The sequence below is a fragment of the Iodobacter fluviatilis genome, from assembly GCF_900451195.1.
Taxonomy (GTDB): Bacteria; Pseudomonadota; Gammaproteobacteria; order Burkholderiales; family Chitinibacteraceae; genus Iodobacter; species Iodobacter fluviatilis.
Genome location: NZ_UGHR01000001.1, coordinates 2,085,245 through 2,110,778 on the forward strand (window position 1 = coordinate 2,085,245; position 25,534 = coordinate 2,110,778).

Sequence of the window (25,534 nt, forward strand, 5' to 3'; positions counted from 1 at the left end):
GCAGAAACTCGATTAAAGGCAGTGAGGGGAGTGATTGCTTACTGAGCATTTGCTAAAGCGGCTCAGAGATCAGAGCTGATATTTTACGGTATTCAATGGGCGATAAATTAAGCGTTAGCGGGACGATTGTCCAGCCAAAAATTTGCCTGCAGCAAGGGGGCATAAATGGCGACGTGTTATTTTGGGGATGCTTGAGAGCATGCCGCCAAAGGCAGGCGTTGAGTGTTTGCTGCTTAGGCGGGCTTACATCATTATTTTTTGCTGATGAACCGCTTTTGCTACACGCAATAAATCAGGCCGTGCATCGCCGCTGGAAATTGCATACCCCATGTTTTTATCTACCCAATAAAACACGTTTACCGGCCCGTCCTGACCAAATTGAAAAGCGGATATGGCCTTGGCTTGAGATGAGATTTCTTGGGTAACATAAAGCGTGAGCCTTTTGCCAGATGCATCGTGGTACATCAATTGGGCGACGGGCCCACGCTCGCCCGGCAGGAGCCTGCCGCCGATCAGGGTATAGCCGACAGATTGCAGGCTGGGTGGCTTGATTGCGGAGCCTAAGCGCCGTGATAACCAGTTTTCCAGTTGTTGTTCTTGATCCGCGCCAACTTCAACGGGGCGATTGGTGTCTGGGCTGTAAACAACATGGGCCACGGCAGCACGCTGAGCAAAACCGGCCAGCTTATGGGGTGCATCATCACCGTCAGAGGGCTGGATATAGGCGGTTTGTAGCAGGTGTTCATCGGCCATCCCTCTTGCCACCCATGCGGATCCGGCGCTGCTGATTGCGATCACGATGCCGGCGGCAATCCTTTGCAAATGCCACTGTCTTGGCGCTTTGGCGGCATATTGCAGGCGGGCGGATAGCTTTTCATTGAGTACGGGGTTGTATAAATCACGCAAAGCTTGTTTTTGCGCCTGATAGCTTTGCATGCGCCGTGCTTCTTCTGGATGCGCTATCAGATAAGCCTCGACTTCAAGTTGCCTCTCTGAGGAAAGCTGTCCATCAATACTGGCATGGAGTTCTGCTTCAGTCACCGCGTGCGTTGGATTCATCGGGGGGCTCATTTGACGATTTTTAAGCGGATAGGTTTAGCTTGTGTTTCCAGCACGATGCGTAAGCGTTCACGGCCTCGCGATAGCCGGGACATCACTGTGCCGATAGGAATATTTAATGTTTGAGCAATATCTGCGTAAGCCATTTCTTCCAGCGCCACCAGTAATAATACTTCTCTTTGCTCATCGGGCAGTTGATTGAGTGCCGCTTGTAAATCACGCATCGCCAGCTGTTCTCCTTGCCGGGCGGCAATAGGGATTTCCGGGGTGTTGTTATCCAGCTCAACCGTATGAATACGCGGGCGGCGTACACCATCTGCGTGCAGATTATGCATGATGCTGAATAACCAACCGCGCATATCCGCAACCCCTCGCCACAGGCTGGATTTCAGCCATGCGCGTTCTAGTGTGTCTTGCACCAGATCGTCGGCCTCCTCCTTATGCCGCACCAACGCCCGCGCATATCTGCGCAGGCGGGGCAGCATATTTAGCAGTTCGTGCTCGTCGAGCCGCATGGAATACGCTTAGTTAAAATTTAATTGTGGATCAATTTGCCATGTTTCATTGATGATTTTTCCTTCACGCCAGGTCAGTACATAGCGGACTTTGATTTTGGCTTTGCCTTCAAAGAAAACATTGGCCGTGACGGTTGCCCCTTTGGGGTTGAGTGACTCTTCCAGTTTCTCTATGCTGACTTTTTGCGTGCCTTGCGCCTGGGTAAATTTACTCCATACCGTACTGATGGCTGTTTTGCCTGCATAAAGGCCATCAATAGGGCCACCTACCCAGTTGAATTGGGCTTGCTCGGTGTAGCTTTGCATGAGCTGTACAACTTCCCCAGACGCGATGCTTTGAAAGTGTGCGCGGCTGTCCTCTGCGGGGGAGGCAAAAGCGTGGGTACTCAGCAAAATGAGGGCTGCAGGTAAAAGGGCGCGTTTAAGCATGGCGGATTAATCCTTTGTGTTATCGGGCGTGGAAACAGTCGGCTGGGCGGGGCGAAGCCCGCTTTGCTCAATCTGCGTTATTAAAGAGGGGCAGAGATGTTTTTGGGGGCTGCCGTGATGTGCTGCACAATTTTTTGGCTATCCCGGTCAACTTTGGCAATGCTGAGATCTTCATTGAGCACATAGGCCAGTTTGCCGTCGCGGGTAAATGCAATGGCCTGGCGCGGCTGCTTAAAGCCGGTGATGGTTGCAGCTACCTGCAAAGTGGCAACATCAACCACCGAAACTGTCTGATCGGCTAGGTTGCCTGCATAAATAAAACGGCCATCCGGCGAGAGCGCTGCACCGTAAGGCTCGCGGCCAACGGCAACGAGGTTTTTGATTTCCCGCATGGCAATATCGACAACCGCAAGAGTGTGTGTGCCGCTATTGGCTGCAAACAGGGTCTTGCCGTCTGCGCTGATTGAAATTGCGCGAATCTTGCTGAAGTCTTTGATTTCCCCTTCAATTTTGTCGGTCTTAGTGTCAACAATAGTGACTTTGTCGCCTAGAAAATTGGTGACATAGAGTTTGCTGCCATCGGGGCTTAGCTTTACACCCTGGCGTGGTTGAGCAAAGCCGGTGATCACACTGCGAGCTAAACCGCTGCGGGTATCAAAGCGGGTGACGGTGTTTGAGGCCTGGTTATTCAGATATAAATTTTGGCCATCTTTGCTGATCGCCGTGCCAAAGGCACCAGGACCGGCGGCCATGCGTGATTGGATTTGCAGGGTGGCGGTGTCTGTTTTTACGATTTCACCAAGGCTGCTGTCGGAGACATAAAACGATTTGCCGTCCGGAGCGAAAACAATATTTCTGGGCGTGATATAACCCGGCAAGGTTTGGCGAAGCTCCCCTTTTTTAAGATCGTAAACAAGTAGCTCTGGGCGCTCGCTATAAGACACGACCGCCGTGCTTTCATCTGGGCTTAGGGCCAGCGAATTGTTACGGATCTGGCTGTCAAATTTTACGGGGCTGATGTCAGCGGCCCATACACCAGAGCTGCAAGTCAGGGATAAAAGGGCTGTACACAGTTGGGCTGCGGTGGTACGAAATGGGTGCTTCATATAGATCCTGTCAAAAGAAAAGGGCCTTGCGGTATACAAAGCGCCTCTTACAAAGGTGGACGTATGGCACCGGATTTTTATTCCATCACTTGTGAATTATTTTTGCCTGGCGGGCCTGACACGATCTTGTTGAGTTTGAAAAAGATAGGCTGCTATCTGTGATGCTTCCTGCTGAGTAATGGGCGCTTTAAAGGAGAGACGCATTTTTTCTGTGATTTTAAACCACTCTTTTTCAGATAAATTGGGTTGATATAAAGCGTAATCGGCCGAGTGGCAAATTAAGCATTTTTGCAGTGTTGTTACATAAGCCGGGTTGGCATTGGCGGGATACATGCTGGTTTCGGCCGGGAGTTTTATTTCTAGCGCCAATGCCGGGTTGATAAAAGTAAACAAAGCGATGGTCAGGCCAATATATTTCATGATTGACCTCATGATTCAAGCTGCGCATGAACGCGCTCAACCACATTGCGAGCATAGCCCCCAGGATTCCATGGCTGCTCTAATGGTTGTGTTTCCCCACTATTGGCGGTTGCCCTTGCCATTAAATTAACCGGGCCATTTTTTAATTGCTTCAAGGTGATGATCCATGGTCTGAAGGCATAGTGGCCAATGTTTTTGCCCAGCGCGGCTGGAAGCCACGTTTTCCCGCCATCGGCAGAGCAATCCACAGCACGAATACCACTGCCACAGTCAAAAGCAATTCCCCGCAGCGTTAATTCACCATTATTTAGTTTTATTTTCTTGCCATTTTCGATATTGGTAATGAATGAGCGAACTTTGAGTTTGGTTAGCGGGATTTTGTTTTTAATGGGTGTATTTGGGGCGATGCCATTGTTTTCTGTATCCGGAACCATATAGGCTTCTTTTGCAAACCAGCCATCAAACTCGGTGTTGATCACTTCTATTTCTGAAAGATGCTTCATCCAGTAGGGGGCAAAATAGCCGGGCACAACTAAACGAATAGGAAATCCATTCAGCATGGGCAGAGGCTCGCCATTCATGGCCCATGCAATTAAAACATGCTCAGATAATGCTTTATCAATATCCAAGGCGCGAATAAAAGCGGGTGTAACAGGCAAGGCAGGCTCGTCCAGCCCTCGGTATTTAATCTGCCTGGCATTTGGGCCAATACCTGCTGCCTTTAAAACATCGGCCAATCTAACACCTGTGACTTTAAAACAGGCCATAGAGCCATTGCCGAGCTGTGCACCCGGCACGCGGGGTGAAAATAAGGCCCGGCCATTGCCTGCGCATTGCAGTACAACATTAAATGAAACCTGATTAAATCGCTGTTTTAAGTCTGCAATACTGAGTTTAAGCGGATGGTTTACATTTCCTTTAATGCTTAAAATATGCGCACTTTCGTCAATATTCAGCGGATGATTAGCAAGGTGGTAACGTACAAATACCGCTTTATTGGGCGTAATCAGGCTCTGATCAAAATAAGAAAAAGGGGTTTCTAAATGAACGGGGCGGGTGGTTATTCTGAGTAATGGGTATTTTTGCGGATAGGGGACTAATTCCCTTATCCCGTTCTCAAACCCTTGATCAAGTAATGACAGTGCCCATGCTTTATTGGGAATGGAAAGCAGCCCTGCAGATACGGCAGAGGCAAGCCCCCCTTTAAGAAGGGTTCTTCTGCTGAAAAATGAATGTTCATCTTTTTTCATAATGAGCGCCTTGTGATAAATAGCCTGCTGTGAATTGCTTCAGCTTATTTTTGTTTTAAAACCCAGCTCACAATCGTTTTCATATCTTCTGGATTAATTTGTGGATTAGGGGGCATAGGCATTGATCCCCATACGCCACCGCCGCCATTTTTTACTTTGGTCATCAGCATATTTAAAGCGCCAGCATTGCCTTTATATTTAAGCGCGACGTCTTTATAAGAAGGGCCGACTATTTTTTTGTCCACCGAGTGACAGGCCAAGCAATTGTTTTTTTGCGCCAGTGCCATGCCATCTGCAGCAAAAGAGTAGCCCGACAGCATGCCGATTGATAAAACGAATGCGCTTTGTTGGAGTAAGTTCATATATATCCCGTGGTGTAGTAATTATTCTTTGTGTTTAAAGTGCAAATCAATTTGTGTTTGAAGTGCCAATCAGTTGCTACCGCTTTTAAGCCGGTGAGCCAGCAAGTCTGCAGCGTAGCCTGAACTGATCATTTAACATATCTAAATGATTTGAATTAAACGTATAGATAAAGTGAATGACAGTAAGGGTTTGGAGCAGGGTTATCCGGCCTGCTTCAGCCGTTTTGCAGCCAGCAGAGGGCTGTGAAGCGCTTGTGGCGTGGGCTTTGTGGCCTGATCAAAGTGCATCTTTTTCGGCATGGTTTGCGGGCTTTTCCTAAAATTGTGAGGAAAAGATCGCGCTGGGGGCGGCTGAACCCATGCCGGTGTGATGAAAACGTGTAAGTTTTGATCCGTTACAGGGCGAAAACTTGGCTCAGGCCGCGTCTTTTAAGTGATTTGTGTCTTCCTTTCTTTGCGCGTCTATGTCATTCTTGCTGCGAATTGAGAATGGTTTCTAATCATCTGTGGTGTTGTTTACATTTTAAAGAAGGATTTCCCGTGAAGCGTCTTGTACTTGCCTCCCTGCTTGCTGCTACCTCTCTTGCTCATGCTGAAAGCGTAACTTTGTATTCGGCCCGCAATGAACAGCTCTTAAAGCCTTTACTGGATGCATTCACGAAAGAAACGGGCATTGAAGTAAAGCTGCTTACCGATAAAGAAGGCCCTTTACTTGAGCGTCTGCGTGCAGAAGCGCAAAACACCTCGGCGGATGCCCTGATTACCGTGGATGCAGGTAATTTGTGGCAGGCTTCCAAAATGGGGCTGTTGAAATCGATTCAATCCAATACCTTAAATGACAATATCCCAGCGCATTTACGCGATCCCAAAGGCGAATGGTATGGCCTGTCGGTACGCGCCCGGACGATGTTCTTTAATAAGAACAAAGTAAAAGCCACCGATTTATCCAGCTATGAAGATCTGGCAAATCCAAAGTGGAAAGGCAAGCTGTGCCTGCGTACATCTAAAAAAGTGTACAACCAGTCTTTGGTGGGCATGATGATTGCCCAGTATGGCGAGCCTAAAACCGAGAAAATCGTCCGTGGCTGGGTAGATAACCTAGCGACCGATGTGTTCCAGGACGATACCGCCATGCTAAAAGCGATTGCAGCGGGCCAGTGTGATGTGGGTATTGCTAATACTTATTACTTTGGCCGCCTGATTGAGGCGCAGCCTAATTTACCAGTCAGTATTTTCTGGGCAAACCAGCAGGCTGAAGGCGTGCATGTGAATGTGTCTGGCGCGGGGGTTACGCGTTATGCTAAAAATCAGGCAGGTGCGATTAAGCTGCTTGAATGGCTGTCATCAGATAAAGCGCAAAATCTTTACGCAGATAAAGATATGGAATTCCCGGCTAATCCAAAAATTAAGGCTTCCCCTCTGGTTGCAAGCTGGGGGCCGTTTAAATCCAATGTGATTAATGTATCTAAAGCGGGTGAGCTGCAATCAACGGCGGTCCGTCTGATGGACAGAGCCGGTTATCGCTAAGTGGATCTTCGTTACAATTAAATAACACCAGGCTCGCAAATGGGGTTTGTTCCTTGTAAGTGATCGTGAGCCGTTGCATAGTACGGGCAAGCAGATTTTCTGTCTTGCCCGTTTCACTTCATAAAAATGGAACGGCCCGCTTCACTGAAGATTAAGCAGATATCTAGGATAAATACCTGAGCCATGATGAATCTGCGTATTTTTCTTGGTTTTCTCCGTGCAGTACGGTCTGTGGTTCAGGATTTGGGTTTTATTAATGATGCAAAAATTGTTTTCTAAAGGGTCGCTGTACACGCTGCCGATCGCTTTACTGACCCTTATCCCCCTGCTGGTGGTGTTGTCTTCCTTTCTGCATCCGCAGCCAGAAGTCTGGCAGCATCTTTCCGAATATGTTTTGCCCCGTGTTCTTAAAAACACCGCTGTTTTAATGCTGGGCGTAACGGCAGGTGTGTTGCTGCTGGGCGTTTCTCTTGCATGGCTCACAGCTGTCTGTGATTTCCCTTTCCGGCGGTTTTTTGCTTGGAGCCTGATGCTGCCGCTGGCCATGCCTGCCTATGTGCTGGCTTTTGTGCAGGTGGGCCTGCTGGATTTTACCGGGCCGGTGCAAACACTATTAAGGGCGTGGACAGGGGATTCGTCTTGGTTTCCGCGTATCCGCTCAACTGGCGGGGTGATTCTGGTGCTTACCCTGGCGTTTTATCCCTATGTTTATTTGCTGGCAAGAAACGCGTTTTTAACCCAGGGCAAGCGCGGAATAGAGGCTGCGCAAATGCTGGGTATGTCCAGACGTATGGCGTTTTTTAGGGTGTCTTTACCTATGGCGCGCCCTTGGCTGATTGGCGGAGTGCTCTTGGTGCTGATGGAAACGCTGGCCGATTTTGGCACGGTTTCTATTTTTAATTACGACACCTTTACCACCGCGATTTATCAATCATGGTTCTCTTTGTTTAATTTGCCTGCTGCATCACAGCTGGCATCCATTCTGGTGCTGTTTGTACTGGGGCTGGCCTTGGCCGAGCAATGGGGGCGTGGCCGCAGGCATTATGCGGTGCGCGGCGGATCGGCAGAGCGGATTATTTTGCGCGGAGCAGGGCGCTATCTGGCGCTGGCCTGGTGCAGCGTGGTGCTGCTTATTGCGTTTGTGATTCCTTTTATTCAGCTGCTGGTTTGGGTAAAAAGCGTGTGGGCGATTGATTTTGACGAGCGCTACCCTTGGTTTATTTTGCGCTCGATTGCCATTGGCGGGATGGCGGCATTGCTGGTCACGGGTTTGGGCCTGATCTTGGTTTATGCGCAGCGCCGCTACCATGAGACACGTTGGCTGGTCCGCATTGCTACGCTGGGCTATGCCGTGCCGGGTACGGTGCTGGCGGTGGGGGTGTTTATTCCGATTGCCTGGCTGGATAATCTGTTAATCCCTTTTCTGGCTTACTTTGGCATTGTGACGACGCAAGTTTTAAAAGGCACTCTGGCGGTGATGTTGCTGGCGCTGGCCGCGCGTTTTATGGCTGTGGCTTTTGCGCCCATCGATACCGCCATGCAGCGGATTACCCGTAATCAGGAAGACGCCGCCCGATCTTTAGGCTTGTCATCAAAGCAGGTATTAAGACGCGTGCATTTGCCGCTGCTGCGTGGCGGTCTGCTAACGGCCTTACTGATTGCCTTTGTCGATGTAATGAAAGAAATGCCCATTACCCTGATGACCCGCCCCTTTGGCTGGGACACTTTGGCGGTGCGTGTATTTGAAATGACTTCGGAAGGTATGTGGGAGCGCGCAGCCCTGCCGAGTTTCTTTATTGTGTTAATGGGCCTGATTCCGGTCATTCTGCTGGTCAGAAAAACGGAAGACTGATGTAGGGAAGTTAAAAAGGTCTTTAGACGCAGAGAAAGGCGGGAGAACAAAAGGCACACAGAGAAAAACGAAAGAGTGAAAGATGTTCCTGGATTTTATGTAAGTTTCATTTGTACAGAAGCCCTCTTTGTTTTTCTCCGTGTCCTCTCTTGTTTTGCTCTGTGTTCTCCGTGTCTACAGAACTTAGGTTTTGTTTGGTCTGGTCTGTTTTAAGGGTTTATATGCTGAAAATATCTGATCTTGCGATTCGCCTTGGCGGGCGCACCGTGGTGGACAATCTGTCTCTGCATTTACAAGTGGGCGAAATTGGCTGTCTGTTGGGGGCTTCCGGCTGTGGTAAAACCACCGTTTTGAGAGCGATTGCAGGTTTTGAAAAACCGGCTGCGGGCGAGATGACGCTGGCAGGCCATAAAGTCAGTAGCGCAGCGAAAATGCTGCCGCCGGAGCAGCGTCAGATTGGCATGGTGTTTCAGGATTACGCGCTTTTCCCTCATCTTACTGTGGCGGGCAATATTGCCTTTGGCCTGAGGGGCGAAAGCAAAACAGAGCAAGACAAACGCGTGGCCGATGCTTTGCAACTGGTGGGCCTGGGTCATGTGGAACATCGCTATCCGCATGAATTATCAGGTGGCCAGCAGCAGCGTGTGGCACTGGCCCGTGCACTGGCCCCGCGCCCGCAGCTGTTATTGCTGGACGAGCCTTTTTCAAATTTAGATGTGGAGCTGCGCGAAAGGCTGGGGCAGGAAGTGCGCGCTATATTAAAGGCTGCGGGCATGACGGCAATTTTAGTCACCCACGATCAGCGGGAAGCCTTTGCCGTGGCCGATAAAGTAGGGGTGATGGCTGAAGGTAAAATTCGCCAATGGGCCACGCCTTATGATTTATACCACCGGCCACTTGATCGTTTTGTAGCTGATTTTGTGGGCGAAGGGGTGCTGCTGCCCGGCGTAGTGGCTGAGGGCGGTAAAGTGAAAATTGAGCTGGGCGTGATTGATGGCTCTATGCCGGAGGATTGCTGCCTAGGATGCACGGCGGATGTGCTGGTTCGCCCTGACGATGTGTTGCATGACGATGCAAGCAGTACAAAAGCCACTGTGCTGGCTAAGGCTTTTCGTGGTGCACAATTTCTTTACACCTTAGCCCTGCCATCAGGTCAAAAAGTATTATCGCTGGTGCCAAGCCACCACAATCATGCAGTAGGCGAGGATATTGGCATTCGCTTGGAAATTGACCACGTTATTGCATTTAAGCGGGGCTAGCTTGGGCCTGTCGGGGCTATGAAAAAGCTTACTTTGTGTGAAATAATGAGTGCATCTAAGGGGAATGCACAGAGGCGTTTATGGATCTAAAACTAGCCGGCAAAGTAGCCATTGTTACCGGAGCAAGCCGTGGAATTGGCCGTGCCATCGCCGAGCGCCTGTCTCAAGAGGGAGTAAAGCTGGTTCTGGCCGCCAGATCGGCGCAATTATTACAAGAGCTGGCGGATTCCTGTGTTTCTGAAGCACTTATTTTCCCCGCAGATTTACGTAATGAAGCCACCCCTCAGGCTTTAATTGATTTTGCCATTGAGCAATTCGGGGCGCTTCATTTATTGGTTAATAACGCCGGTGCCACCAAACGTGGTGATTTTTTGCAATTAAGCGAGGCCGATTGGCAGGATGGTTTTGCTTTAAAGTTTTTTAGCACGGTGCGCTGTTCAAAAGCCGCATGGCCTCATTTAAGAAGGCATCAAGGCGCAATTGTTAATATTGTTGGCGTAGGTGGCCGCACTGGCAGTGCCGAATTTGCAATTGGCGGAGCGGTGAATGCGGGCCTACTTAATTTAAGCAAGGTGCTCGCTGATAAAGGCATTGTTGAAGGCGTAAAAGTGAATGCCATTAATCCCGGCTCAATTGCCACGGATCGATTGCAACTTAGAATCAAAAACACAGCGCTTGAAAAAAACATCAGCCATGAAGAAGCTGCTTTGGCGATGGCTCAAAAATTAGGGGTGGCACGATTTGGCAGGCCTGAAGAAATTGCCGCCGCAGTGGCTTTTTTAGCCTCGCCACTTTCTGATTACTGTCAGGGCAGTGTGCTGGATGTGGATGGCGGGCAAACCAGAACGCTTTAACCCATTTTCTGTTTTCTTGCTTCTGCCGCTTCATAAGGATTGGCCATGCTAATTAGAAAATTGATTCCCACTGACGCTGCTGCCCTTAAGGCAATTCGCCTAGATGCAGTGCAGGAATCCCCTACTTCATTTATGCCCAATGCAGAAGAAGTGCGCGCCCGAAGTGTTGAAAGCTTTGCGCAGCTGCTGAGTGATCCGCAAGATGCCGTTTATGGTGTTTTTATAGAGGATGATTTAATTGCAATTGCCGGATTAAGGCGAAATAGCGCAGCAAAATTAAAGCATAAAGCAAATATATTTGGCGTTTATACCCAAGCCTCTCAAAGGCAAAAAGGCATTGCCCGGCGTTTATTATTAACGCTGCTCGATGATGCTTATTCAGACCCCTCGATTGTGCAAATCACCCTGAGTGTGAATACAGCAAATGACAATGCAAAATCACTGTATGAATCTATGGGGTTTGAGCAGTACGGCCTAGAGAAAAACGCCATGCTGGTGGATGGGGTATTTATTCATGAGGCGCATCTGGTGCTTTATGTGCCGGGCAGGTTGGCGCAGTTAAACTAAAATAAGCGGCTTATTGGCCAGTATTGATTTCAGGGTGCGCCGTTAACAATTGCTGGCGCATGGCTTGCAGCTCGGCCACTTTTCTTTCCTGCTGGGCGATAAGCTCGGGTGCGATACCTAGGGCTTTGCCTTTTCGAATATCTTCTTGTAGCTGCGCGACCTGTGCAGGCACGGCCTTGCTGAAGGCCATCAGCTCCTGCATATTTTGCCGTGCTTCATATTGCTGGTAGGCGGCGTGATCGGTCAGCTCTGCAGACGTCGCTGCGATGTTTTGCGCTTGCCTGATGATGGGCGGGGTGCGAGATTCACCGTTGATACGGGCCTCTGCCATGCTTTCAGCGGCGGGCGTTTCTGCGGCCTGGGCGGTGCCCGCTTCCGGGTAAAAACGGGCTAGCCAGTGTTTTTTACTTTCAGATGCTGCCGAAGCGTTTACCCTGGCTGAGGTGATGACTGTGGCTGGTTTATCGCTTTCATCCTTGTTTTGCAGCCAGAAAAAAACGGCAATCAGGCTGGCTGTAAAGATAAGATATTTCATTTTAATTCAGCCTGATTTTGCCTATGGATGGGTTGACTTCAATTTTTGCATTTTGCCATTGCTGATTCATCAGGCGCTTAAATTGCGCTCTGGATTTTTGCAGTGCAATTTGTGCGCTGGCGGCATAGCGCACCGATTCTGAATCTGCAGCCTGATAATCTTCAACGCGTTGCTCTACTTTAATGATTTCCCATGTGGCTTTTTCATTCGGTCCCACGGGCGCGCGAAAGGCTTGGGATAATTCGGTCTGGCTGAAGGCAATTTGCTCAACCCAGTTTAATGCGCCCTGATGCGTAATCCAGCCTAAATCTCCTCCTTTGTCTGCATCGCTGGCAATTGAGTGTTGCCGGGCGATGGTTGCAAAATCTTCGCCCAGTTTTAATTGCAGAATCAGTGTTTTGGCCAGTGCTTCATTATTCACGCGGATATGCCGGGCTTTCACTTTGGCGATGCGCTTGAATTCATTTTTATGCTTGCGATAATAATCGGCTATTTCAGCAGGGTTGGTTTTTTTAGCCAGCTGTTCCAGGTGATCACTGCGATCGTGCTGATCCCCTATACCGTAAATTTTCATCAGCGCTTCGGTGTCTTCTTGGTCTTTTAAGCTGCGGCGGTAATCATTGACGGCTTCTGAGCCAAATTTTTTATTTGCCCAGTCAATTGTAAATAAATTGGCAAAGGCAATTTGAATTTGCTGATTTAAATGTTCTTGATTCTTGGCGTATAGCTCGATCCGGCCCTGTACATTTTGCCGGTGGTAAATATCGTATAGGGTGAGGCTGTCTTGAGTGGTGAGCTGATAGCGCAATAGTGTGATTTCTTTGGCTTGTTTGATTTGCTCAGAATTTAAGGCGTATTCCAGATTGATTTGCTGCTTGGGGCCAAAGACGGCTTGCTGTTGTGCTGCAGTTAGGGTGTTTTCTTCGATATACAGGCTTTTGAGTGAGCTGCCGGGTAGGGTTTTGACTGCTTGTTCAATTTCTTTGCCGTAGAGGGCGCGTAATGAGGAGGCCAGTCTGTCTTCGATGGCGGTGTCGCGGGCAAAGGCAATGCGGCTGGCGGGGTGAAGGGCTTCGGTCGAATACAGACGGCGTGCTTCGGCGGCCAGTAAACGCTGGCGCAGCATTTGGCTTAGCTGATCTGCCGCGCTAAGCGGGGAATTGCTGCTCAGCTGTTGCATATTATTCAGGCTGAATTGAAACAGCGCCTCGCCGTTCAGTTTTGCTGCAATGCGGCTGGGCGGGTGGCTGATTTGCGCATGGAGGCTGCTGCTGATCAACGCCAGTATCAGCCAGACGATATGTTTAAACATAGAGAATATCCATGGTGCGCAACACGGCCGGGGCCGTGTTGCCTGGTATTAAATTACTGAGCGAGGCGTTCTGCTGATCGGTTTAAGAGATGCACCACCATGGCAATGGCATGCGGAATCATTTGCTTGGCAACACGAACGCGGTCGCCATGATCGGTAGACGATAAAACAATGCCGCCGTTTTTATACGAGTAAGTGCCGCCTTCTGTAAGCAGCGTGCGGATATCGGTATCGGTGGCTTTAAGTGGGCTAAAGTCTTTTAAGGCGGCGGTGATTAGAGCTGGGTTATTTAGTTGTTCGGAGTCGTAATAATCTTTAACCCAAGTTTCCCAGCCAGAATGGTTGTTGGCCGAGGTGGTCCAAGTATGGTGGGGCTGCAGCAAATCGGTGGTATGCATGACAAAGCCCAGTGTTTGCGCGCTGGGTTTGGCTAGAAATTGTTGCCACCAATATTGGCCCAAGTTGTCGATGGGCTGAAAGGGCATGGTTTCAAAGTCGGCGTACATATTGGCCGATGAATTGCCACCCAGGCGGTAGTGCGCTTCAGTCAGCCCGTAGCTATTGTATTTAGAGCTGTCACCAAACCAGCCTTTCAGGCCACCTGCGCCATCGTCGAGGTAATCCCCAATTAACCAGGTTTTAGCCAGCTTGTCGATATCACCTGCCACAGTCAGCTTGGCGTAGTTGTAGCCGCCAAATTGATTGCCGTGTACATCGGGGCCAGAGGTGTGGTTTTGAAAGTGCCAGTAAGAGGTGTATTGCGCGATTTTTAATGTGCTGTAGACCGGTGAGATCTGACAGCTGCCGGTAGTGGCGCCACAGAGATAAGTGTCCGCAAAGTCATCCACATCGTAAGCGCCCTGGCCCACTGTGTCGGCAAACTGCTCCCAAGTAAAGCCTGCCTTGCTGATGCCCGTGGCTAGTTTTTGATATTGATTGCTGCCGGGGTTATTTTTAATAAAGGCCATCGCATCAAGGACGATGCGCTTGTGGGTGGTTTGATCCCAGGCTTGAGCAGGGGCGGATAAACAGCAGGCGAGGGCGAATGCGGTTAAAACAAATTTCATCTTTTGCTCCGTAACTGACTCAAGCGGACGTCATGGTGGTGGGTGGGGGCGGGTCTGAAGCGGTGGCGCAGCGTAGCAAGCAATGATTGCGTTTATTTGTAAGATTTATGACGAAATGAATTGGGTGTTAGGGTCTGTTGACGTTTCATTCACGGCTGCGTTTGGCCCAGTTTTGGGGCTGAACAAGGAGAAAATTGCGACATGGTACGAGTACCATTAGCGATTTTTAACGCAGTGCAGCCCCAAAAATGGGCTAAACCCGAAGGGCTGAGCCGGAAAACGGCAATTCACTGCGTTATGCTCCTCGGAAATAACCAGTTATTGCCTTCGTCGCATGCCTTGTGCCTGGCCGTTTTCCGGCTCAGCGCAATTGTGAATGAAACGTCAACAGACCCAAACATCAGTGTAGAAGGGCGCAATGTGTATTGAACTGAGGGCTTACCCCAGGCTTGCAAAATAATTTATGCAATATAAATAAAAAGAGAGGAGTGAATGACATTGCAACTGATGCCGCTGACTGATGCGGATCTGCAGACTGCCAGGAACCAAAGCCCGGGCATGCTAGGGTTTGAAACTGCGGTTCCTGTGCCTGATTTTGTGGCTGAGCGTGCTGCTCAGATGCTGCAGGCGGGTGTGGCAGCCGCCTAGGCTAGGCCGTTTTATATATTGCGCCCTGGTGATCTACTTGCCGTGGGAGGTTGTGGTTTCAAGCAGGCACCGCAGCATAGACGGGTGGAAATGGGCTACGCTGTGCTGGCTGCGTATCAGGGACAGGGCTTTGCAACGGCGTCGGTGGCAGCGCTGTTACGCTTTGCATTTTTAAGCGGGGAGGCGGACGAGGTACTGGCGCAAATTAATCCGGAAAATATCGCCTCGGTTTGCGTGGTGAAAAGCTGGGTTTTGAGCGGGGAGCTTGCCGGGTTGATGAAGATGGCGAGCCACTGGTGCAGTGGCTCGCCACAGTATCCGGCTATAAATGAAGCGTGTGCTAATTGCCCCGCACAATGGGCTCGATGCCCAGTCGTTTAAGTTTTGCGGCCGCAGCATCTGCGCTGGCTTTATCTTTGAACGGGCCAATTTGCACTCGGGTTTCGGTATAGGCTGGAATGTCGGCGGCTTTGAGCTGGCTGAGCAGTTTGTTCGCGTTTTGTGCTTGCAGGAAAACGCCTGCTTGCACGGTATAGCCGTCACGCGTGTGCTGTGCTGCAGGATAGGCGGTTTGTGGTGTCGCAGTGTGCTGTGCAGGCTCTGCTGTAGCGGGGGGCACAGCATCAGGTGTGGGTGCTTTAACAGGAAGCGGGGTGGTTTGGATGACAGGGGCGGGTTTGCTGCCTGGCTCTGGTGTTACAGGTTCCAGCTTTAGTGTGGGTTTGTTGCTAGGGGCTGGGCTGGGTGTGGGTGGGCTTTTATGTGTAGCCCCCGCAATTACGCCGGAATCCGAGCTGGATGCAATGGGTGTGCTGATGCTTAAAGCGCTGCTGGCTTCCACCGCTGCGCTGGCTACTGGTGTTGGCAGCGCGATTTTTTCCGGTTTGGGTTCTGCTGTGGGCTGAGCAATGGGCTCTGGCGTGCGGGCAGGCAAAGGCAGGTCTTTCTGACGATCAAGCCAGTTAATGCCAAACAGAGCCAGCACAATTAATGTGGCGGCAATACCGAGCCGCCATGCTAATTGGACTTTTAATTTTCGTTGGGCTTCTTGCTGAAGGATGGGGTCGAGAACGTCGTTCATTGGCCGATTTCACTTGGAGTTATTATTTGTGTTTACTCAATCGCAGTGCAGCTGCTGCAGGGCAGGCGTGTTTTTTTATTGATATTGCCTCTGCCCGTGTATTTAAGTTTTAACTTGCTTGTACGGAAGCGGATAGTTCATCAGCCGGTTTTGCCTGAATTTGTTATAATGTTCGGCTAATCCAATTTTTACTGGGTAAAGCAGGGTTGTCTAGACACTGTTTTACCTGCGGGCAATTGAATTTATGTATAAAAAATGGATCTGACTTCCGGTATAGCTTGCATGATTTGCAAGCAGGCTAGCCGAGTTTTTTATACGCTGCAAATGTTTTGCTTATAAAACCACCCTCTGGAGAATTACATGGCTATCGAACGCACACTTTCTATCGTTAAACCTGATGCAGTTGCTAAAAACGTAATTGGTAAGATTTACGATCGTTTTGAATCAGCAGGCCTGAAGGTTGTAGCTGCAAAGATGAAACAACTGTCCCGCGCTGAAGCTGAAGGCTTCTACGCTGTACACGCTGCTCGTCCTTTCTTTAACGATCTCGTGAACTTTATGATCTCTGGTCCTGTCATGATTCAGGCTCTGGAAGGCGAAGGCGCGATCCTGAAAAACCGTGATCTGATGGGCGCAACTAATCCTAAAGAAGCAGCGGCCGGTACAATCCGTGCTGATTTCGCTGATTCTATCGATGCAAATGCAGTACACGGCTCTGATTCTGCTGAAAATGCAGCGATCGAAATCGCTTACTTCTTTGCCTCATCCGAAGTTTACAGCCGCTAATTAATTGAGCCTGCCAGGCATGATTTATGTCTGGTGGCTGGCTGGTGAGTAATGTGCTGAGCAGTAAGCTGCAAAGTAAATTGCTTGGCACATCTTGCAGCTGTAGTGGCTGGGTAGTGATTTTTATATTGGGTAGAAAGTAATGTCAGTTAATTTGTTGGACTATGATGCGGCCGGTTTGGCCGGCCTGATGGCGCAATATGGCGAGAAGCCGTTTCGTGCCAAGCAGCTGATGAAATGGATTCATCAGCGTGGTGAGCCGGATTTTGATGCAATGACCGATATCGCCAAATCGTTCCGGCAAAAACTGGCTTTAGATGCGGCCGTTACGCCGCCTGCTTTGATGGCCGAGCAAATTGCCAAAGACGGCACGCGCAAGTGGCTGCTGGATGTGGGTACTGGTAATGGTGTTGAAGCGGTGTTTATTCCTGAAGACGATCGCGGTACGCTTTGCGTGTCCAGTCAGGTGGGGTGTGCTTTAGATTGCAGTTTTTGCTCTACTGCCCGTCAGGGATTTAATCGTAATTTAAGTACTGCAGAAATTATTGGTCAGCTGTGGTGGGCCAATCGTCGTATGTCGCTGGATGCGTCACGCCTGGGTGATGCAGGTCTGGAAGACAACAGAAATGGTGATACCCGCATTGTGTCTAATGTGGTGATGATGGGTATGGGCGAGCCACTGGCGAATTACGATAATGTGGTTGCTGCCATGAAGTTGATGCTCGATGACAATGCTTACGGTTTATCTCGTCGCCGCGTAACGCTTTCAACTTCGGGTATTGTGCCTGCGATGGATCGCCTGCGTGAAGATTGTCCGGTCGCATTAGCGGTGTCCTTACACGCGCCTAATGATAGAATTCGTGATGATATTGTTCCGATCAATAAAAAGTATCCGCTGAACCAGTTATTGGCAGCGTGTACACGTTATTTGGAAAAAGCGCCGCGTGATTTTATTACCTTCGAATATGTGATGCTTGATGGTATTAATGACAGCGTAGAAAACGCGCGTGAGCTGGTTGCATTGGTGCGTGATGTGCCATGTAAATTTAATTTGATTCCGTTTAATCCATTCCCCAATTCGGGCTATAAGCGCTCGCAGCGGGATGCCATTATGCGGTTTCGTGATATTTTGATTAACGCGGGTTATGTGGCCACCGTGCGTAAAACACGGGGTGACGATATTGATGCAGCCTGTGGTCAGCTTGCCGGGCAGGTATTAGATAAAACTCGCCGCGTTGAAAAACGCCTGGCAGGTGATGCCCAGGCCATTATTTTCCACCCTCAAAATGGCGATCTCTGATGAAATTACCTGTGTTCGTAATGACAGCCGCTCTGCTTATTACTTCTTTTGCCGGTGCTGCGGAAGGTGAGGAAGACAGAGCCTCTTTGCGAACGCAATTGGGTGCGGAGTATTTAAAACGGGGGCAGTACGCAGTAGCGATTGATGAAGTGAATAAAGCGCTTGCGGTAAATGCTTCTTATGCGCCCGCTCATAATGTCATGGCCCTGATTCATGCTGAATTGGGTGAGGATGAAGCAGCAAGACAGTCTTTTGCCCGTGCAGTGCAGTTATCGCCTAATGATGCGGATATTAATCATAATTATGGCTGGTATTTGTGTCAGAAAGGGCAGTATGCCGAGGGAATACAGTTTCTTTTAGCAACTCAAAAAAATGCGCTTTACAGCACGCCGGATAAATCCTTATTGTCCGCAGGGCAATGTGCATTAAAAGGTGGTGATGAAGCCAATGCGCGCATTTATTTTGAACGCGCATTACGCATCCGCCCGGACAATTTAGCGGCCAGAGCCAAATTGGTTGAATACGGTATGCGCACAAAAGATTTGGCGCTGGCGAAACGATATTATTCTGAGCTGCAAAGGCTGGCCCCGGCCAGCGCAGAATTGCTCTGGCTGGGTATTCAGCTTGAGCATCAGGCAGGTAATAAAGAGTTAGAAAATAAACTGGCAGAGCAATTACGCAAGAAATTCCCCGATTCGCAAGAAATGGCCCGCCTATCCAGCGGTTCCTATGATTGATTAACGGACGTGTATGACCGAAATAATTGATTCCTCTTCAGCGCCACAGAGTGTTGTCCATACTGCCGGTGCTGCTTTAAAGGCACGCCGGCTTGAGTTGGGTTATTCACTTGATAAAGTATCGGCACAGCTAAAACTGACTCCCCGCCAAATTGAAGCGATAGAAAGCGAGCGTTTTGATGAATTGCCGGGCAATACTTTTGTCCGTGGTTTTGTGCGTAATTACGCCCGCTTTCTTGATTTGCCTATGGCCCCGCTGCTGGCGCATTTAGAAACCTGCCTACCTCAGGAAAGACAGCAAGCTGCTTTGCCCCGAGTAAACGAAGACGCTTCTGTTTTGCTGGGGTCGGGTGCTAAGGCGAATACCTTTCTGCTGGGCGCAGTGGTGACTATTGGTGTGGCGGTTGGTGCTGCGGGCGTAGTTTGGTATTTGCAGCAGCCTGTTCAGCCAGAGCTTCTTGCCTCGGCGACGGCGTCATTGCCCAAGGTGGTGGTGCTGGATGAGGCAAGTGAAGTAGCCGCTCAGTCAGCAAGCCAGGTACTCAGTTTACAGGCCAGTGCTGTATTGGCTGAACCCGCCAGTGTTGCAAGTGCCGTGGCCATTGCTAAGCCAGTTGCCAGTGCGCCTGTTGCAGCGCCAGCAAGCGCAGTGCAGGCGCTTGTGCCGGGTGAGCTGACAATTGCTGTGCAGTTGGATTCCTGGGTGCAGGTGCAAGATTCAACCGGGGCTAAATTAGTCAGCGAGCTGCTCAGGCCGGGCATGTCTAGGAGCGTGTCGGGTGTTCCGCCTTATCGTTTAAAAATCGGCAATGCACCACACACCAAACTGACTTTCCGCAATCAAATTGTCGATTTAACCACTTATACCCGTGGTGATGTAGCGACTTTCGAGTTGAAATAAAACCCTTTTAGCTGAAGCAGACCATGACAACGATTTCAATCCCCCGCCGTAAAACACGCCAAGTTCAGGTTGGTAATGTATGGGTGGGCAGTGATCATCCGGTGGTGGTGCAATCCATGACCAACACTGATACTGCCGACGCAGCAGCAACAACACAGCAGGTTTATGAGCTGTGGAAAGCAGGTTCAGAGTTGGTGCGTATTACGGTTAACAGCCCTGAGGCGGCGGCTCAAGTGGCCACCATTCGCGCAAGTCTGGATGCTATGGGTTGCGATGTGCCTTTGGTGGGGGATTTCCATTTTAATGGTGACCGGCTACTTCGCGATTATCCAGATTGTGCGCAGGCGCTGGCCAAATACCGGATTAACCCAGGTAATGTAGGTAAGGGCAGTAAGCGCGATGAAAAATACGCGTTTATGATTGAGCAGGCTGTTAAATATAAAAAACCGGTTCGCATCGGGGTGAATTGGGGGTCTCTCGATCAAGCTGTCGTTGTAAAGCTGATGGATGCCAATGCGAAGCTGGATAAGCCATTGCCTGCAGATGCGGTGATGCGCGAGGCTTTAATTGTATCGGCGCTGGAATCAGCGGATCAGGCCATCAGCTGGGGGCTGAGCCCGGATCAGATTTTATTGTCCTGCAAGGTATCGCATGTGCAGGATTTGATTTCGGTTTACCGTTCTTTAGCTGCCCGTTGCGATTATCCTTTGCATCTGGGGCTGACTGAGGCGGGCATGGGTTCGAAAGGGATTGTGGCTTCGACTGCAGCCTTGTCGGTGCTTTTGCAGGAAGGGATTGGCGATACAATTCGTATTTCGCTGACACCAGAGCCAGGTGGTGACCGCTGTACAGAAATTGTTGTGGCGCAGGAAATTTTGCAAACCATGGGTTTGCGCTCGTTTACACCCCTTGTGACGGCGTGCCCTGGCTGTGGACGCACCTCTTCAACCGTGTTTCAGGAATTGGCCTCCAGCATTCAGTCTTTCCTGCGTGAGCAAATGCCGGTGTGGCGATTGCAATACCCTGGTGTGGCCGATATGACTGTGGCAGTGATGGGCTGTGTGGTGAATGGGCCGGGCGAATCCAAACTGGCAGATGTGGGGATTTCATTGCCAGGTACAGGCGAGATTCCTGTGTGTCCTGTTTATGTGGATGGTGAAAAAACCGTGACGCTGAAGGGCGATCAGATCAGCGAGTCTTTCCAGTCTATTGTGCTGGATTATGTGCAGACTCGTTATGGCGAAGGCGGTGCAAAGCGCCAGGAATTACGCCCAAAAGTTATTCCCCTGAAAGCGATTTAAGCCTGCGTGGCTGCTGCCTGTTTTATAGGGCAGGCAAAGGATTTTCTGTGCTGTGTAAGCCAGAATTAAAAGAAGAATGAGTTGTAGGTCAAAGCCAAATAGGATCAGGGGCTCAGCGATAAACGGGCGGGCGTGTCGGATTGCCTAGCCTTGTTTTGACCCGTGTCAGGTGATGTATTTTACATTTCAAGTAAACCATAATTAAGAAAAAATAAATGTCTAATCAAATCCAAGGTATCAGAGGCATGAACGATGTTCTGCCGGATGCGTCACCAGTATGGCTTTATTTTGAACAAGTAACGCGCGACTGGCTGGCGGCTTATGGCTATAAAAACATTCGTATGCCGATTGTTGAATCAACCCATTTGTTTGTTCGTGGCGTGGGTGAGCATACAGACATTGTTGAAAAGGAAATGTATTCCTTTGAAGACAAGCTAAATGGTGAGAAGCTGACATTACGTCCTGAAGGGACTGCAGGTTGCGTACGTGCATGTATTGAGCATGGTCTGCTTTACAATCAAACCCAGCGTCTGTGGTATATGGGTCCGATGTATCGCCATGAACGCCCGCAAAAAGGCCGTTATCGCCAGTTTCATCAGATTGGTGTTGAAGCTTTTGGTATGGCTACGCCTGATGTGGACGCTGAAATTGTACTGATGCTGGCCGATCTTTGGCAGCGCCTTGGCTTAAAAAATGTCAGCCTAGAAATTAATTCTTTGGGTGATAAAGAAGAGCGTGCCGCGCATCGCGAAGCACTGATCCGCTATCTGGAGCAGTTTGTTGATATTCTGGATGAGGATGGTAAACGCCGTCTTTATGCAAATCCGCTGCGTGTCCTAGATACAAAAAATCCTGCTTTGCAGGAAATGGCTGAAAATGCGCCAAAATTGAGTGACTTTTTGGGTGAAGAATCAAGCCAGCACTTTGAGGGTTTGAAAGCTTTACTTGATGTGGCTGGTATTAGCTATCGCGTTAATCCTCGGCTGGTGCGTGGTTTGGATTACTACAACCGTACGGTATTTGAATGGGTCACCACCGATCTTGGCTCACAAGGCACAATCGCGGGCGGTGGTCGTTACGATACCCTTGTTGAAATGTTGGGTGGTAAGCCTTGCCCTGCCGTTGGTTTTGGTTTGGGTATTGAGCGCATCCTACTCCTGATTGAAGAGCAGGCGGTGGTTGTGCCTCTTGCCGCGCCTGATGCTTATATCGTTCATCTAGGTGATGCGGCTGGGCGCTTGGCTTTTGCTGCCGCGCAGCAATTGCGTACTGCAGGGCTGAAAGTGGTTCTGCATTGTGGTGGTGGTAGCTTTAAATCTCAGTTTAAAAAAGCCGACGCCAGCCAGGCGCGGTATGCTGTGGTTATTGGTGAAACAGAGGCAGAAACACAGTCTGCAAATCTTAAAACGCTTAATGGTGAAGGCGCGGGCGAACAACGTACAGTTGCCCTTGCTGAACTTGCAATGATTATCTCCAATACACACGAAGGGAAGTAAAACATGGCTTTCGATCTACAAGAACAAGAACAAATTGCGGAATTCAAAGCGTGGTGGGACAGTTGGGGTAAGTTGATTTCTTTGGGCCTGCTGGCTGCTCTGGTGGCCTATGCTGGCTGGAAGGGCTGGAATACTTATCTGGCTTCGCAATCTGCTAAAGCAGGCGTTATTTATGCAGAGCTGGATAAGCAGGCACAGGCTAAAGATCTTGCGAAGATGAAGCCTGCGGCCGAGCAGTTAAAGAAAGACTATTCAGGCACTGCTTTTGCCCCTCGTGCGGCCTTACTTTTAGCTAAATCCAGTGTCGAGGCCAATGATGTGCCTGCTGCTGTGGCCCAGTTGCAGTGGGTGATTACGAATGCCAAAGAGGCTGGCTTGCGTGACGTGGCCCGTTTACGTCTTGCCGCAGTGCAGCTGGATCAGAAAAAGTTTGATGATGCACTGGCCACGCTGAAGGCAAACGAAGAAACAAGTTTTGCAGGTTTGTTTTTTGAAGCGAAAGGCGATGTATTGCTGATTAAGGGTGATAAGGCCGCTGCCCGTGAATCATATAAGCAAGCCGTGGCTAAATTGCCAAAAGAAGCACCTAACGTGAAGTTTGTGGAAGTGAAACTGGAAGCCCTGGGGAATTCTTAATGCAAGATCTTTATCGCTTAGTTGTTGCTGTTTCTTTATTGGGCTTATCGGCTTGCAGTACGGTCAGCAATGCGCCGGAACCATCGCCCTTGCCGGTGATTTCACAAAGCCTGTCTGTTTCCAGCCAGTGGCGTGCTTCGGTTGGCGATAAAACATTGTTTCGTTTTGTGCCTGCGGTGGATGGTGATTTGATTGTTGTAGCGGGCTCTCCTGATAAGCTGCAGGCGCTTGATGCCACCAGTGGCAATAGCCGCTGGCAAATCAAAACTGAGCAGGCGATTGCGGGTGGAGTGGGGCTGGGGAATGATGTTATTGCTGTTGGCTCGGTAAAGGGCGTGGTCTTAGCGTATGATCGCGGCGGCAAGTTTCTCTGGCGTGCTCAGGCATCGAGTGAAATCATGGCCCCGCCTGCTGTTGCCAAAGGAATTGTTGTGGTTAAAACCGGCGATGGCCGGGTAAGCGCATATGCTGCCGCTGATGGAAAGCAACTGTGGCAATATCAAAAACAATTACCTGCCTTGATTTTGCGTAATTATGCTGCCGTCACTATTTCTGGCAATGTGGTTTATGCTGGTTTATCAGGCGGGCGCTTGGTGGCTATATCACTGCAAGACGGCCGTGTGTTGTGGGATAGTCCTGTCGCTATTCCGCACGGTGCCACTGAGCTTGAACGGGTTACCGATGTGGTGGCTCCGCCTGTTGTTGATGGGCGTTTAGTGTGTGCTGTTGCTTATCAGGGACGTGTTGCGTGTTTCGATGCAGTGAGCGGTAGTGCTGCCTGGACGCGTGAATTATCGAGCTGGTCAGGTTTGGCGATGGATTATCGCTATGTTTATGCGGTAGATGCAGCGGGAAATGTGAACGCTTTCGAGCGTGAAAGTGGCCGCAGTGTCTGGCGTCAGGACAAACTTGCCGCCCGCTCAGTGACTGCACCGGCAGTATTGGGTAAGTATCTGGTTGTGGCTGATTTTGCAGGCTACACCCACTTTTTAAATACAGAAGACGGCAGCTTTGCCGCGCAGCAGGCTACAGATGGTGCGCGCATCGCGGTGAGTCCTTTAGTGGTTGGAGAGCATTTGCTGGTGCAAACGCTATCCGGCAATGTTTTTTCAATAGGCTTAAGTAAATAAATGAAACCTACAATTGCGCTGGTTGGTCGTCCCAACGTCGGTAAATCCACGCTCTTTAACCGACTGACCAAATCGCGCGACGCTCTTGTTCACGATATTCCCGGCCTGACGCGTGACCGTCACTACGGACACGGTCTGGTCGGCGAGAAGCCTTACTTGGTGGTTGATACGGGTGGTTTTGAGCCCGTTGTCGATGAAGGCATTATGTTTGAAATGGCAAGGCAAACTTTGCAGGCCGTTGATGAAGCCGATTGCATCGTTTTTATTGTGGACGGCCGTAATGGGATTACTCCGCAAGATAAAATTATTGCTAATCGTTTGCGTCAGTCGACTTGCCCTGTTTGGGTTGCGGTAAACAAAGTTGAAGGGATGAATGCCTCGGTTGTATGCGCGGACTTCTTTGAGCTGGGTTTAGGTCATCCCGTAGCGATTTCTGCGTCGCATGGTGAGGGTGTGCGTTTGCTCTTTAATGAGATTCTGGAAGACTTCCCAGAGCCTGAAGAAGAAGAAGACGCGGATCACCCTAAGTTTGCCGTTATTGGCCGCCCGAATGTAGGTAAATCTACATTGGTAAATGCTATTTTGGGTGAAGAGCGGGTGATTGCGTTTGATCAGCCGGGCACGACGCGTGATTCAATTTATATTGAGTTTGATCGTAATGACCGTAATTACACGATTATTGATACAGCCGGTGTACGCAAGCGCGGCAAGGTGACCGATGTGATCGAGAAATTCTCGGTCATTAAAACCATGCAGGCAGTAGAAGATGCAAATGTGGCCGTGCTGGTGCTGGATGCCACACAAGAAGTATCAGATCAAGATGCACGTATTGCCAGCTTTGTGCTTGAAACAGGCCGCGCATTGGTTGTTGCCATTAATAAGTGGGAATCTGCTGATCAATTCCAGAAAGATATGATTAAGCGCGAAATTAGCCGGAAGTTGGGTTTCTTGGAGTTTGCAAAATTCCATTATATTTCTGCATTGCAAGGTCAGGGCGTGGGCGAATTATTTGGCTCTATCGACCAAGCCTATGCTGCAGCGATGATTAAAATCCCTACGCCTAAGCTGATTCGTGGTCTGGAAATTGCGCTTGAGCGTCAGCAGCCGCCTATTGCAGGTAAAATTCGCCCTAAAATGCGTTATTGCCACCAAGGTGGCACTAATCCACCTGTGGTGATTGTTCACGGCAATGCGCTAGAAAAAGTGCCTGACTCGTATTGGCGCTATCTTGAACATCACTTTATGAAGATGTTCAATTTGCAAGGCACACCTTTGCGGGTTCAGTTTAAAAAGAACGTCAATCCGTTTGAGCACAAAAAGCAAGTGAGTGGGGGCAAGGCAATGCCTATGGTTCACTTGAAAGGTGCGAAACCAAAAAAATACGGTAAACGCTGATAAAGCTTG

27 protein-coding genes are annotated in these 25,534 nt (G+C 49.7%); 16 read left to right on the plus strand and 11 right to left on the minus strand.

Going from position 1 to position 25,534, the window contains the following annotated elements; translation table 11 throughout:
• Positions 1 to 243: 243 nt before the first annotated feature.
• The 7 genes from DYD62_RS09535 to DYD62_RS09565 all read right to left on the minus strand — a co-directional run bounded on the left by DYD62_RS09535 (position 244) and on the right by DYD62_RS09565 (position 5,141).
• Positions 244 to 1,059 (minus strand): anti-sigma factor family protein, encoded by an 816-nt coding sequence (locus DYD62_RS09535; protein ID WP_115227125.1) that lies wholly within the window; start codon positions 1,057 to 1,059, stop codon positions 244 to 246.
• An 8-nt stretch (positions 1,060 to 1,067) separates the two neighbouring features.
• A complete protein-coding gene (locus DYD62_RS09540) occupies positions 1,068 to 1,574 on the minus strand; it encodes an RNA polymerase sigma factor (protein ID WP_115227126.1) in 507 nt (168 codons plus the stop codon).
• A gap of 9 nt (positions 1,575 to 1,583) precedes the next feature.
• On the minus strand, positions 1,584 to 2,003 hold the full coding sequence (locus DYD62_RS09545) for a nuclear transport factor 2 family protein (RefSeq protein ID WP_115227127.1): 420 nt from the start codon (positions 2,001 to 2,003) through the stop codon (positions 1,584 to 1,586).
• A gap of 80 nt (positions 2,004 to 2,083) precedes the next feature.
• Positions 2,084 to 3,109, minus strand: a complete 1,026-nt coding sequence (locus tag DYD62_RS09550; protein WP_115227128.1) for a YncE family protein — start codon at positions 3,107 to 3,109, stop codon at positions 2,084 to 2,086.
• Between the two features lie 96 nt (positions 3,110 to 3,205).
• Positions 3,206 to 3,529, minus strand: coding sequence for a hypothetical protein (locus tag DYD62_RS09555; RefSeq protein ID WP_115227129.1), 324 nt, complete (start codon positions 3,527 to 3,529; stop codon positions 3,206 to 3,208).
• 8 nt (positions 3,530 to 3,537) lie between these two features.
• The gene (locus tag DYD62_RS09560; protein WP_115227130.1) at positions 3,538 to 4,779 is read right to left on the minus strand and encodes a molybdopterin-dependent oxidoreductase; all 1,242 of its coding nucleotides are present in this window, start codon (positions 4,777 to 4,779) and stop codon (positions 3,538 to 3,540) included.
• Between the two features lie 44 nt (positions 4,780 to 4,823).
• Positions 4,824 to 5,141: a c-type cytochrome gene (locus DYD62_RS09565; protein ID WP_115227131.1), complete on the minus strand. Its 318-nt coding sequence runs from the start codon at positions 5,139 to 5,141 to the stop codon at positions 4,824 to 4,826.
• Positions 5,142 to 5,681: 540 nt separating this feature from the next.
• Here DYD62_RS09565 and DYD62_RS09570 point away from each other — a divergent pair.
• The 5 genes from DYD62_RS09570 to DYD62_RS09590 all read left to right on the plus strand — a co-directional run bounded on the left by DYD62_RS09570 (position 5,682) and on the right by DYD62_RS09590 (position 11,200).
• Positions 5,682 to 6,668 (plus strand): extracellular solute-binding protein, encoded by a 987-nt coding sequence (locus DYD62_RS09570; protein WP_373280362.1) that lies wholly within the window; start codon positions 5,682 to 5,684, stop codon positions 6,666 to 6,668.
• A 256-nt stretch (positions 6,669 to 6,924) separates the two neighbouring features.
• Positions 6,925 to 8,520, plus strand: coding sequence for an ABC transporter permease (locus DYD62_RS09575; RefSeq protein WP_115227133.1), 1,596 nt, complete (start codon positions 6,925 to 6,927; stop codon positions 8,518 to 8,520).
• A 221-nt stretch (positions 8,521 to 8,741) separates the two neighbouring features.
• Positions 8,742 to 9,779, plus strand: a complete 1,038-nt coding sequence (locus DYD62_RS09580; RefSeq protein WP_115227134.1) for an ABC transporter ATP-binding protein — start codon at positions 8,742 to 8,744, stop codon at positions 9,777 to 9,779.
• Between the two features lie 80 nt (positions 9,780 to 9,859).
• The gene (locus tag DYD62_RS09585; RefSeq protein WP_115227135.1) at positions 9,860 to 10,633 is read left to right on the plus strand and encodes an SDR family NAD(P)-dependent oxidoreductase; all 774 of its coding nucleotides are present in this window, start codon (positions 9,860 to 9,862) and stop codon (positions 10,631 to 10,633) included.
• A gap of 45 nt (positions 10,634 to 10,678) precedes the next feature.
• On the plus strand, positions 10,679 to 11,200 hold the full coding sequence (locus DYD62_RS09590) for a GNAT family N-acetyltransferase (RefSeq protein ID WP_115227136.1): 522 nt from the start codon (positions 10,679 to 10,681) through the stop codon (positions 11,198 to 11,200).
• 10 nt (positions 11,201 to 11,210) lie between these two features.
• Here DYD62_RS09590 and DYD62_RS09595 read toward each other — a convergent pair whose 3' ends face one another.
• Genes DYD62_RS09595 through DYD62_RS09605 form a run of 3 tightly spaced genes read right to left on the minus strand, consistent with a single transcriptional unit; the run spans position 11,211 to position 14,114 of the window.
• On the minus strand, positions 11,211 to 11,735 hold the full coding sequence (locus tag DYD62_RS09595) for a hypothetical protein (RefSeq protein ID WP_115227137.1): 525 nt from the start codon (positions 11,733 to 11,735) through the stop codon (positions 11,211 to 11,213).
• A 1-nt stretch (position 11,736) separates the two neighbouring features.
• Entirely contained in the window at positions 11,737 to 13,047 is a 1,311-nt protein-coding gene (locus DYD62_RS09600) for a peptidylprolyl isomerase (protein ID WP_115227138.1), read from the minus strand.
• Between the two features lie 53 nt (positions 13,048 to 13,100).
• Entirely contained in the window at positions 13,101 to 14,114 is a 1,014-nt protein-coding gene (locus tag DYD62_RS09605; protein WP_115227139.1) for a phospholipase C/P1 nuclease family protein, read from the minus strand.
• A gap of 492 nt (positions 14,115 to 14,606) precedes the next feature.
• Between DYD62_RS09605 and DYD62_RS23605 the strand changes: the two genes are divergently transcribed.
• The gene (locus DYD62_RS23605) at positions 14,607 to 14,762 is read left to right on the plus strand and encodes a hypothetical protein (RefSeq protein ID WP_165928615.1); all 156 of its coding nucleotides are present in this window, start codon (positions 14,607 to 14,609) and stop codon (positions 14,760 to 14,762) included.
• 18 nt (positions 14,763 to 14,780) lie between these two features.
• A complete protein-coding gene (locus DYD62_RS09615; RefSeq protein WP_165928616.1) occupies positions 14,781 to 15,143 on the plus strand; it encodes a GNAT family N-acetyltransferase in 363 nt (120 codons plus the stop codon).
• Here DYD62_RS09615 and DYD62_RS09620 read toward each other — a convergent pair.
• The gene (locus DYD62_RS09620) at positions 15,103 to 15,843 is read right to left on the minus strand and encodes an SPOR domain-containing protein (RefSeq protein ID WP_115227142.1); all 741 of its coding nucleotides are present in this window, start codon (positions 15,841 to 15,843) and stop codon (positions 15,103 to 15,105) included. The genes DYD62_RS09615 and DYD62_RS09620 overlap by 41 nt on opposite strands.
• 360 nt (positions 15,844 to 16,203) lie before the next feature.
• Here DYD62_RS09620 and ndk point away from each other — a divergent pair, with 360 nt between their 5' ends.
• The 9 genes from ndk to der all read left to right on the plus strand — a co-directional run bounded on the left by ndk (position 16,204) and on the right by der (position 25,525).
• Positions 16,204 to 16,629, plus strand: a complete 426-nt coding sequence (gene ndk, locus DYD62_RS09625) for a nucleoside-diphosphate kinase (protein ID WP_099396948.1) — start codon at positions 16,204 to 16,206, stop codon at positions 16,627 to 16,629.
• Positions 16,630 to 16,771: 142 nt separating this feature from the next.
• Complete coding sequence (gene rlmN / locus DYD62_RS09630) at positions 16,772 to 17,929, plus strand: dual-specificity RNA methyltransferase RlmN (protein WP_099396947.1); 1,158 nt, start codon at positions 16,772 to 16,774, stop codon at positions 17,927 to 17,929.
• The gene (pilW, locus tag DYD62_RS09635) at positions 17,929 to 18,666 is read left to right on the plus strand and encodes a type IV pilus biogenesis/stability protein PilW (RefSeq protein ID WP_115227143.1); all 738 of its coding nucleotides are present in this window, start codon (positions 17,929 to 17,931) and stop codon (positions 18,664 to 18,666) included. Before rlmN ends, pilW begins: the two co-directional genes overlap by 1 nt.
• Before the next feature lie 13 nt (positions 18,667 to 18,679).
• The gene (locus tag DYD62_RS09640; RefSeq protein WP_115227144.1) at positions 18,680 to 19,567 is read left to right on the plus strand and encodes a RodZ domain-containing protein; all 888 of its coding nucleotides are present in this window, start codon (positions 18,680 to 18,682) and stop codon (positions 19,565 to 19,567) included.
• A 23-nt stretch (positions 19,568 to 19,590) separates the two neighbouring features.
• Positions 19,591 to 20,868: a flavodoxin-dependent (E)-4-hydroxy-3-methylbut-2-enyl-diphosphate synthase gene (ispG, locus tag DYD62_RS09645; RefSeq protein WP_115227145.1), complete on the plus strand. Its 1,278-nt coding sequence runs from the start codon at positions 19,591 to 19,593 to the stop codon at positions 20,866 to 20,868.
• 215 nt (positions 20,869 to 21,083) lie between these two features.
• A complete protein-coding gene (gene hisS, locus DYD62_RS09650; RefSeq protein WP_115227146.1) occupies positions 21,084 to 22,364 on the plus strand; it encodes a histidine--tRNA ligase in 1,281 nt (426 codons plus the stop codon).
• A gap of 3 nt (positions 22,365 to 22,367) precedes the next feature.
• Complete coding sequence (locus DYD62_RS09655) at positions 22,368 to 23,000, plus strand: YfgM family protein (protein WP_115227147.1); 633 nt, start codon at positions 22,368 to 22,370, stop codon at positions 22,998 to 23,000.
• Positions 23,000 to 24,130 (plus strand): outer membrane protein assembly factor BamB, encoded by a 1,131-nt coding sequence (bamB, locus tag DYD62_RS09660; RefSeq protein WP_115227148.1) that lies wholly within the window; start codon positions 23,000 to 23,002, stop codon positions 24,128 to 24,130. Before DYD62_RS09655 ends, bamB begins: the two co-directional genes overlap by 1 nt.
• Positions 24,131 to 25,525 (plus strand): ribosome biogenesis GTPase Der, encoded by a 1,395-nt coding sequence (der, locus tag DYD62_RS09665; protein ID WP_115227149.1) that lies wholly within the window; start codon positions 24,131 to 24,133, stop codon positions 25,523 to 25,525.
• Positions 25,526 to 25,534: the final 9 nt, after the last annotated feature.

Excerpts from the sequence above, each read along its gene's own strand:
- DYD62_RS09535 (WP_115227125.1), bottom strand. The coding sequence starts at position 1,059 with ATGAATCCAACGCACGCGGTGACTGAAGCAGAACTCCATGCCAGTATT.
- DYD62_RS09540 (WP_115227126.1), bottom strand. The coding sequence starts at position 1,574 with ATGCGGCTCGACGAGCACGAACTGCTAAATATGCTGCCCCGCCTGCGC.
- DYD62_RS09545 (WP_115227127.1), bottom strand. The coding sequence starts at position 2,003 with ATGCTTAAACGCGCCCTTTTACCTGCAGCCCTCATTTTGCTGAGTACC.
- DYD62_RS09550 (WP_115227128.1), bottom strand. The coding sequence starts at position 3,109 with ATGAAGCACCCATTTCGTACCACCGCAGCCCAACTGTGTACAGCCCTT.
- DYD62_RS09555 (WP_115227129.1), bottom strand. The coding sequence starts at position 3,529 with ATGAAATATATTGGCCTGACCATCGCTTTGTTTACTTTTATCAACCCG.
- DYD62_RS09560 (WP_115227130.1), bottom strand. The coding sequence starts at position 4,779 with ATGAAAAAAGATGAACATTCATTTTTCAGCAGAAGAACCCTTCTTAAA.
- DYD62_RS09565 (WP_115227131.1), bottom strand. The coding sequence starts at position 5,141 with ATGAACTTACTCCAACAAAGCGCATTCGTTTTATCAATCGGCATGCTG.
- DYD62_RS09575 (WP_115227133.1), top strand. The coding sequence starts at position 6,925 with ATGATGCAAAAATTGTTTTCTAAAGGGTCGCTGTACACGCTGCCGATC.
- DYD62_RS09580 (WP_115227134.1), top strand. The coding sequence starts at position 8,742 with ATGCTGAAAATATCTGATCTTGCGATTCGCCTTGGCGGGCGCACCGTG.
- DYD62_RS09585 (WP_115227135.1), top strand. The coding sequence starts at position 9,860 with ATGGATCTAAAACTAGCCGGCAAAGTAGCCATTGTTACCGGAGCAAGC.
- DYD62_RS09590 (WP_115227136.1), top strand. The coding sequence starts at position 10,679 with ATGCTAATTAGAAAATTGATTCCCACTGACGCTGCTGCCCTTAAGGCA.
- DYD62_RS09595 (WP_115227137.1), bottom strand. The coding sequence starts at position 11,735 with ATGAAATATCTTATCTTTACAGCCAGCCTGATTGCCGTTTTTTTCTGG.
- DYD62_RS09600 (WP_115227138.1), bottom strand. The coding sequence starts at position 13,047 with ATGTTTAAACATATCGTCTGGCTGATACTGGCGTTGATCAGCAGCAGC.
- DYD62_RS09605 (WP_115227139.1), bottom strand. The coding sequence starts at position 14,114 with ATGAAATTTGTTTTAACCGCATTCGCCCTCGCCTGCTGTTTATCCGCC.
- DYD62_RS23605 (WP_165928615.1), top strand. The coding sequence starts at position 14,607 with ATGACATTGCAACTGATGCCGCTGACTGATGCGGATCTGCAGACTGCC.
- DYD62_RS09620 (WP_115227142.1), bottom strand. The coding sequence starts at position 15,843 with ATGAACGACGTTCTCGACCCCATCCTTCAGCAAGAAGCCCAACGAAAA.
- ndk (WP_099396948.1), top strand. The coding sequence starts at position 16,204 with ATGGCTATCGAACGCACACTTTCTATCGTTAAACCTGATGCAGTTGCT.
- rlmN (WP_099396947.1), top strand. The coding sequence starts at position 16,772 with ATGTCAGTTAATTTGTTGGACTATGATGCGGCCGGTTTGGCCGGCCTG.
- pilW (WP_115227143.1), top strand. The coding sequence starts at position 17,929 with ATGAAATTACCTGTGTTCGTAATGACAGCCGCTCTGCTTATTACTTCT.
- DYD62_RS09640 (WP_115227144.1), top strand. The coding sequence starts at position 18,680 with ATGACCGAAATAATTGATTCCTCTTCAGCGCCACAGAGTGTTGTCCAT.
- ispG (WP_115227145.1), top strand. The coding sequence starts at position 19,591 with ATGACAACGATTTCAATCCCCCGCCGTAAAACACGCCAAGTTCAGGTT.
- hisS (WP_115227146.1), top strand. The coding sequence starts at position 21,084 with ATGTCTAATCAAATCCAAGGTATCAGAGGCATGAACGATGTTCTGCCG.
- DYD62_RS09655 (WP_115227147.1), top strand. The coding sequence starts at position 22,368 with ATGGCTTTCGATCTACAAGAACAAGAACAAATTGCGGAATTCAAAGCG.
- bamB (WP_115227148.1), top strand. The coding sequence starts at position 23,000 with ATGCAAGATCTTTATCGCTTAGTTGTTGCTGTTTCTTTATTGGGCTTA.
- der (WP_115227149.1), top strand. The coding sequence starts at position 24,131 with ATGAAACCTACAATTGCGCTGGTTGGTCGTCCCAACGTCGGTAAATCC.